We start from the raw sequence: 7,972 nt of genomic DNA on the forward strand, positions 1-7,972 counted from the left end.
AACTGATATCTATACAGGCATTGCTAATCAGGCCCGTTCCGTGTTTAAAATCGTTTTCCACAAAGGGAATGAGCAACATGGGTTCTATTTCATAAGTACTGTCCGCTGCCTCCAGGGACACATTGATGGCCACATTTTTGCCAAACCGCTGCTGTTGCAGGTCTATATAGCTTTGCAGGTATTCTGTTTCTTTTTGTAAGGGCACCTTATCTTCATCTGCTTCGTACAACATATACCGCATGAGCGACGACAACTTGATCAGCGAAGGCTCCAGCACATCTGATTTTTTGCGGGCCAGTGATACCATGTTATTCAGTACATTAAACATAAAGTGCGGGCTCACCTGGGAACGCAGTAATGATAACTCTGTTTTCAGGTTTTCATTTTCCCGGGCGCTGATTTTTCTTTCCTGTTTCATCTTATCAACAATCATCTGAAAGGCCGTACTGGCACAGAGGACAAAGAAAACAGTGAAGACGGTAAACAGGATTACGGGTTTTATATCTATCGTATGCGACTGCAGGAAAAAGTTCTCAAACAAATATCTGGCGATAAACATAAAAATAAAAGCACTCAGGATATATAAGGTGTATTCAAAAAAGCGCTTTTTGTATACCATCTTCGGAATAAATACCCAGGCATTCAGGTAAAAGAAAACGATGAGTGCCAGGTAGGTAAAGTATTGATAATAGGTCCAGGCCTGTTTATCATTCATGTGTTCCTTTTCCCAGTTGTCGTTGGTAGGGTGCAACAGGTAGGGCAAAGAGAAAAATATCAGCCATGCTACTACATGCCTGGCAATGACTGCCCATTTCCGGAAGTACCATTCTTCTTTCATGCCGCCAATTTAGTCATTTCTATAATTGTCGTGAAAAAGGTTGCGACCAACCTTAATAATTATACGACCAACAGATAATGGCATTCAATTATGCTGTAATTTTGCCCCGAATTCCTGATTACCTCATTTTCCCTAAATTCTGGTATATGGCTACTGCTGATATTACCCGTAAAATTGCCTGGAAAGACTTAACCCGCCTGTCTGTCCGGGAAATGCTCATCGAAAATAATATTTCTATTCCCTGGGCGCTGGGCTCCTGGGTATTGGCCTGGTACGGGCATTATCTGTTGGCGCTGCCGTTTTCGGCCATCTTTTTCCTAACTGCCCTGCGACAGGTACATAATGGTTTTCATCAGTCGCTCGGTACCAATAAACAACTGACCTGGTTTACCTTATTTTCCAACAGCATTTTAATGATGGCATCTATTCATGCGGTGAAATTTAATCACATCCGCCATCATAAATATTGTTTATCGGAAGAAGATTATGAAGGTAAGTCGGCCGGCATGAGCGCACTGGGCGCCATTTTTTACGGACCTAAGCATATGTGGCTGATCCACCGTGTTACCTGGCAGCTGGGCAATAAGAACTATCGACGTAATATGTTGCTGGAACTGGGCGCCATTGCTGTGTTTACAGGGTTGGTATTTTACTTCCAGGTATATTTCCTGATGTATCATATTGCCATGATGATCATCGGGGAGCTGATGATGGCATTTTTTGCCGTGTGGAGCGTACATCATGATTGTGATCATGATACGATTGCCAGAACTCAACGTACCGGATGGAAAAACACGATCACTTTCAGCATGTTTTATCATCTGGAACATCACCTGTTTCCGGCCGTACCCACTATAAAATTACCAGAGCTGTGTAAACGTATTGATGCGGCATTGCCGGAACTCGAAAAGAAGAAAACGTTTTGATGGAGCATAAGGCATAAAGCGTAAAGCAAAAAGCCATTGAAGCGAATGACATGACCGGAAAAATAATATCCGTATTAATCACCCGCTTCAATGGCTTTTTGCTTTATGCTTTATGCCTTTCGCTGGCTGCGTGCAGCTCCTGTATTCTCGCAGGGCCTGTGATCACATTTGCCCGCAGGTCGCTGAGAATAGAGTATAATCCGAAATAAGTGCGGTTAATATAAAGACTATGCCTGGAGCCGCGGGCTACTTTAGAATCGCGGATTTCCTTCATGTTGTACAGTTCATCCATGTAGGCATATATTTCATTGAAATACACCTCATTGCCAAAGTCAAAGGTTTCCAGTGTAAATGGTAAGGTGAGCAGATCAATCATATGTTGGAAAAGGCCGGAGAAAAATTCCACCTCTTTAGGTGTATCTGATGGATGGATCATTTCCAGGTTGGTATAGATCTCATGCCGGCGTTTTTCATCTTTCAACACTTCCTTATCTACCAGCAGGAAATAGTTGATATAAAAATCTTCGGGTATTTCTTTCACACAACCAAAATCAAAGATGCCTACGCTGCCATCGGGGCGCATTAAAAAGTTGCCGGGATGTGGATCTGCGTGTACCTGTTTCAGGCTGTGTACCTGGAACTGGTAGAAGTCCCATAATGCCTGTCCTATTTTGTCGCGTACTTCCTGGGAGGGGTTGGTGAGTAAAAATTCCTTGAGATGTTGTCCATCCAGCCAGTCCATGGTAATGATGCGGTCGGACGACATCTCCGGGTAGTAACCGGGAAACATCAGGTTGGGAATATGCGCACATGCCCGGGAAAGGTCCATGGAGCGGCGGAGTTCCAGTTTATAATCTGTTTCTTCCAGCAGCTTACTTTCTATTTCATCAAAGTATTTGTCCATATCCACTTCGTTCATCCCCACAATGCGGATAGCAAATGGTTTTACGATACGCAGGTCTGATTTCACGCTGTTGGCTACGCCGGGGTATTGAATTTTTACCGCCAGTGTTTTCCCATTTTTGGTGGCTTTATGTACCTGCCCTATGGAAGCGGCATTGGAGGCCTGCATTTCAAAGGTATCGTATAGCTGTGAGGGTGATTTTCCCAGTGTTTTTACAAAAGTATTTACAACGAGCGGACCACTTAATGGTGGCGCGCTGTATTGCGACATCGCAAATTTTTCGGTATAGGCTTTTGGGAGCATTCCTTTGTCCATACTAAGCATCTGCGCCACTTTCAGCGCACTGCCTTTCAGGTTGCTCAGGGTATCATAAATATCAGCGGCATTGTCCTGATGTAGCTCTTCTTTGGTGGTAGAAGGGTCCATCAGTTTGCGTGTGTAATGTTTGATATAATTGGTACCTACCTTAAGTCCGGTCGTAACGAATTTGCCTGCCCTTTCCACCTTGGTGGTGGGTATATTGGATTGCTCTTTCATGGTGCTTATTTCCGCGTAAATATAAATTTCCCGAAGTCCAGCAAGCTATCCAGTGTATTGGATTTGATGAGCTGGAAACTGAGGTTGACTGCTTTTTCAATGGCAGCATCTGTCATTTCAAACTGGTTGCTGGTATCGTCCAGCCAGTATTTGAGTACAAACATGGCCTGCAGCCAGAATCCGTGCACGTATTGATCCGAGATATATTTTCTTTCCTTGATTTCGCTGGACTGGTAGCCTTCTTTTACCAGGTCGCTTACATAGCTGTTGAAAGCCTGACGGAATGTTTCCAGCTTATTGCGGTAAAAATCAGGTAAGCGGAAGTGTTTGCGTTGCAGGAGCAGATAGCTGCGGTCTTCTTTCAGTTTCTGCACCCAGAGGAAATAAAATGCCAGCAACTTTTCCTGTGCATTGTATTGCTGGTAAATATCATCTGCCTGCAGTTGTTCCAGGGTTTGTTGGAAAATCGCTAACCAGATGTCTTTTTCTACCGCTTCCAGCGAACTATATTGCTCGTAAAAGCTGGCTTCTGTGATGTCTACAATTTTGCAGAGTGCATAAACAGATACAGGTGCTTTGCCGTTTTCCAGCCAGTACACTTTGTAAGCGTTGCGGATGAGCTGTTTGTCCATGAGAAAAAGTTTTACTATTGTTGAAATAGCCCGCCCGGAGCGGGTTACCGGAGGTTAATAATTACGGGTATACAAATTTACGTCATGCAGGGTTATAAACCCTTTTTTATAATGCCAGAAAATGTTAAAATCTCGCCTTGAAAAGAGTATGAAATAAAGCCCCTGAAAAATGAGTTTTTGGTATTTAGAAAATAAATATATCTTTGCACCCGAATTCCTTATTCTTCATTTTTAAAATTACAAGGAATCATGACAGAACGTACTCACATATCGCCCCTTTCGCTCCTTGCCTGATCAGGCAAACGCAGTGTTTTTACTTTTGCATAAGCTGGAGTTATAAAGACATGGATGTTATACAGCATTGTATACGCCCGGATCTTCTATACACGTGTATTTATCAGCATCACTGATAATGTACACGACAGCTGCAGGCTGCCGTATCGTAATATAGGTATCACTTTTAGGGATACCTGTTACGGGATCGCTGTTATCGTATATGCATTTCCGTTATTGCCTTCGTTTGTCCGTATACAGCCACCACGAAAGACAGTTCCCATCGCGGGAACAAATTCTCAGAATCATTATAACATCATTACACAAACAACCATGTTTGTGCGGGCGTTGTGCGCGCTGTAAAGTCACACAACGTTCAATATATTTCCATTTATGGGCAGCATAAAAACAAAAGAACTTAGTAAAATAGGTTATACAAATGACCAGGCAAGAAGCCTCGTCATCAATATCATCTCCCGGCATTTTAAGCATCACAGCAAGCCGGAGATCATACAGTTATTAACAAACATAAAAGCCGACCCGGCTAAATACCGGGCGGATGACATCCTTGGTAAAATAGCGGACACCTTTATGGATGAACCAGTGGAATGTAACTTCCAGTCGTACGAATTGCTGGAAAAAACAGGCCAGCTGAAAGTCTACGGGGCCAAAGAAATAGAGCGTTCGGCCAAGCAACAAATGGAGCTGGCCATGTCTTTACCCGTTACGGTGCAGGGGGCTTTAATGCCGGATGCACATACCGGATACGGACTGCCAATAGGTGGCGTATTAGCCACGCAAAATGCCGTGCTGCCATTTGCTGTAGGGGTAGATATTGGTTGTCGCATGGCGCTCACGATCCTGGATGAAGGAGAGAGCTTTTTGAAACGCTTCTCCCACCAGGTAAAAGTAGCGATGAAAGAATACACGCACTTTGGTATGGAAGGCGGACTGGAATTTTCACAGGAACATGCCGTATTGGATAGCCCGGTGTTTCAGTCTACCGAACTGTTGAAAAAATTACAGGCCAAAGCAGCGCGGCAACTGGGTTCTTCCGGCAGCGGCAACCACTTCGTAGAGTTTGGATTAATCGATCTGCACGAAGACAATGCGTTACAATTACCAGCAAAAAAATACCTGGCATTGTTGTCACATTCCGGTAGTCGCGGACTGGGCGCTAACATTGCACAGCACTATACCCGCATTGCTATGGATACCTGCAAATTGCCCCGCTCTGCGCAGCAACTTGCATGGCTGGATATGAACAGTGAAGCCGGGCAGGAATATTGGTTGTCGATGAACCTGGCGGGCGATTATGCCAAAGCCTGTCATGACCGCATCCATGCCAACCTGACGAAAGCACTGGGGTTACAGGCACTCGCGAAAGTAGAAAACCATCACAACTTTGCCTGGGAAGATACCCTGGCAGATGGCCGCTCTGTGATCATTCACCGCAAAGGTGCTACTCCCGCACATGCCGGAGAAATGGGGATCATCCCTGGCAGCATGTGTACGGCCGCCTACCTGGTAATGGGCAAAGGAGTGGACAACGCTTTATACTCTGCCTCTCATGGCGCCGGCAGAGCCATGAGTCGTAAAAGAGCCAAAGAAAATATGACCGTATCCGGTTTAAGGAAAATGCTGGCCAGTGCAGGGGTAACCCTGATTGGTGGCAGCGTGGAAGAAAATCCGCTGGCGTATAAAGACATAGAACAGGTCATCGGCGCACAGCAGGAATTAGTAGAGATACAAGGCCGGTTCATGCCAGCCATCGTAAGAATGAATAAAGATTAAGTATATGGAACAAATCATTATACAGATCAGCTCCGGCCGCGGCCCTGCAGAATGTTGCAGGGTAGTAGCCCGGGTGCAGGAACTCATCATCAAACAAGCCAGAGCAGCAGATATCAGCATACAGGTACTCGAAAATATAAAAGGTGATATCAATGGTACACTGTTATCCGCTACGCTGTTGGCAAAAGGTCAGCACCTCTCCGCTTTCCTCAAAGAGTGGGAAGGTACGGTACAGTGGATTGCCCAAAGTCCTTACCGCAAATTTCATAAACGCAAAAATTGGTTTGTAGGCGTTTCGGTATTCGACGTGAAAAAACAATTGCAGTGGAATCCCAAAGATGTAACGCTGGAAACCTGTCGTGCTGCCGGTCCCGGCGGTCAACATGTGAATAAAGTAGAAACCGCCGTTCGCGGTACACACCGGCCCAGCGGGTTGCAGGTGCTGGCTATGGATAGCCGCTCACAGTTGCAGAATAAACAGTTATGCCTGGAACGACTGGAAGCGAAATTTATGGCGTGGCAAACGGGTGTGCTGGTGAGTCAGCAGCAGGACCAGTGGCAGGAACATAATGAGCTGGAAAGAGGGTTGGCCGTGAAGGTGATAAAGGAGCGGTTGTAAGTGGAGAAGGAATGCCCCGGTGAGTTTGCATTGGGGCGTTTATTCATCTTCAGATTTTACCTAATAATACATCCATGGTTTGAAGCAGTTTTTTTGTGTTAAAGCCATTTTTTTGGAAGGCCCGGAAGGGAGTGAAAGAATAGCGTAAACCTTATGGCATTAAAAAAGCCCAATTTATCGGGCTCCTGTTTATACTTGTTTTTCAAGACATTGCTTGAGCATTTTTTTGAAACTCATCGTCCGTTATATTGCTCTTTTCCGATTTATCATAAACAGATAAAACATATACCGTTTTGTCTATAATGACTACTTTAACAATTACACGGGCACCGTCTCTTTTTCCAGATTTCTTGTCCGATATTTTCATTCTTATTTTATAGCAATCTTTCCCCAAAGATTGATTACCGGTTATCGGATCTGCCTTGAGCTTTTTCTGAAGTTCATAGAAATCGTTTTTTATATTGGGGTATTTTTTCTTTAAATCGGTAGCTTCTTTGACAAATAATGTAGTGGTCAAAATATTATAAGTCCCGGAGGAACTCATCGAATGTGTGGGCTGTTTTACGTCCGGCGTGAATTTCTTTTGCTTCATTCAGGCTGTGCATTATTTTATTAACTCGCCTTTTGGCTTTCAATCTAACAATGCACCTTTTGATCCAATTGGGAGCCGGATCCGGAGAAGAATTTTTTACAGCCTTCCCTGGCCTAACACCTTTGACCTTTAAGTCAAGTACATGTGCCATAAATAAACAATTAGAGGAATTAATAACTTAACGAATCAAGCGTGAAAAAAAGAAGAATCAAGACCAGTTAATATTGGGTATAAATCTTATTGTAGTTTAAGTCGCACAACAGATATACAACCATTACGTACAAAAATACCACAAATAGTGAACAAAAAGGGAGCAAAAGACTAAAAAAATTCGCACTCAGAGTCTATTTTCGTTAGTAAAATTCCTTGTTATTTCTTTTATTTCATTGATGATTAATATATTTAAGCATATCTATTTATTGTAATTGTTATGACTATTTTAGAGAAAAACTCCCATTTATCAGAAAGTCAGGGGTTTCTTCTACGGTCGTTTTTATTTGGTAATAATTCAACACACTCGTTTATAATAAAAGAAGTTGCCTGCGTCTGAATTATTATCTGATACAAACATGATTAATAACTTAAGACTATTTTTATTAATCATGTTCGTATCAGATAATACCGTTCTTTGATTGATAAGTACCATTTACAATGGAATTTTTTAGCTGTTTTAGAAAGAATATTTATAGAAATGATTTAACCCTTACTTTCCCCCGCTTTTTCACTATTTTCACATCCAACGCCGCCTATCAACCAATTACAACACGTGGAGGAACTCAGTGATATAGCACTATTACAAAGACTACAACAGGCCGACGAAGCGGCCTACACCGAAATATTTCACCGATACTGGGAAA

The 7,972-nt window shown here is 43.3% G+C and carries 8 protein-coding genes; 4 read left to right on the plus strand and 4 right to left on the minus strand.

What is annotated here, in order from left to right; all coding sequences use genetic code 11:
* The coding region (locus tag VIP81_RS03070) for a histidine kinase (protein WP_331957010.1) at positions 1-838 on the minus strand (838 nt) is incomplete at its 3' end.
* Positions 839-984: 146 nt separating this feature from the next.
* Here VIP81_RS03070 and VIP81_RS03075 point away from each other — a divergent pair.
* The gene (locus VIP81_RS03075) at positions 985-1,764 is read left to right on the plus strand and encodes a fatty acid desaturase (RefSeq protein ID WP_331957011.1); all 780 of its coding nucleotides are present in this window, start codon (positions 985-987) and stop codon (positions 1,762-1,764) included.
* Between the two features lie 103 nt (positions 1,765-1,867).
* Here the strand turns inward: VIP81_RS03075 and VIP81_RS03080 are convergent, their stop codons facing one another.
* Both VIP81_RS03080 and VIP81_RS03085 read right to left on the minus strand, forming a co-directional pair.
* The gene (locus tag VIP81_RS03080; protein WP_331957012.1) at positions 1,868-3,205 is read right to left on the minus strand and encodes an AarF/ABC1/UbiB kinase family protein; all 1,338 of its coding nucleotides are present in this window, start codon (positions 3,203-3,205) and stop codon (positions 1,868-1,870) included.
* A 5-nt stretch (positions 3,206-3,210) separates the two neighbouring features.
* A complete protein-coding gene (locus VIP81_RS03085; RefSeq protein ID WP_331957013.1) occupies positions 3,211-3,837 on the minus strand; it encodes a TetR family transcriptional regulator C-terminal domain-containing protein in 627 nt (208 codons plus the stop codon).
* A 348-nt stretch (positions 3,838-4,185) separates the two neighbouring features.
* On the opposite strand from VIP81_RS03085, the gene VIP81_RS03090 reads away from it, so the two are divergent.
* The 3 genes from VIP81_RS03090 to prfH are packed head-to-tail and all read left to right on the plus strand — an operon-like array spanning position 4,186 to position 6,523.
* Positions 4,186-4,473, plus strand: a complete 288-nt coding sequence (locus VIP81_RS03090; RefSeq protein WP_331957014.1) for a hypothetical protein — start codon at positions 4,186-4,188, stop codon at positions 4,471-4,473.
* Between the two features lie 30 nt (positions 4,474-4,503).
* The gene (locus VIP81_RS03095; protein WP_331957015.1) at positions 4,504-5,904 is read left to right on the plus strand and encodes an RtcB family protein; all 1,401 of its coding nucleotides are present in this window, start codon (positions 4,504-4,506) and stop codon (positions 5,902-5,904) included.
* A 4-nt stretch (positions 5,905-5,908) separates the two neighbouring features.
* Positions 5,909-6,523 (plus strand): peptide chain release factor H, encoded by a 615-nt coding sequence (gene prfH, locus VIP81_RS03100; protein ID WP_331957016.1) that lies wholly within the window; start codon positions 5,909-5,911, stop codon positions 6,521-6,523.
* A gap of 202 nt (positions 6,524-6,725) precedes the next feature.
* On the opposite strand, the gene VIP81_RS03105 is transcribed toward prfH, so the two are convergent.
* Positions 6,726-7,115, minus strand: a complete 390-nt coding sequence (locus VIP81_RS03105) for a hypothetical protein (RefSeq protein WP_331957017.1) — start codon at positions 7,113-7,115, stop codon at positions 6,726-6,728.
* Between the last annotated feature and the right edge of the window lie 857 nt (positions 7,116-7,972).

The organism is Chitinophaga sp., from assembly GCF_036566945.1.
GTDB lineage: Bacteria > Bacteroidota > Bacteroidia > Chitinophagales > Chitinophagaceae > Chitinophaga.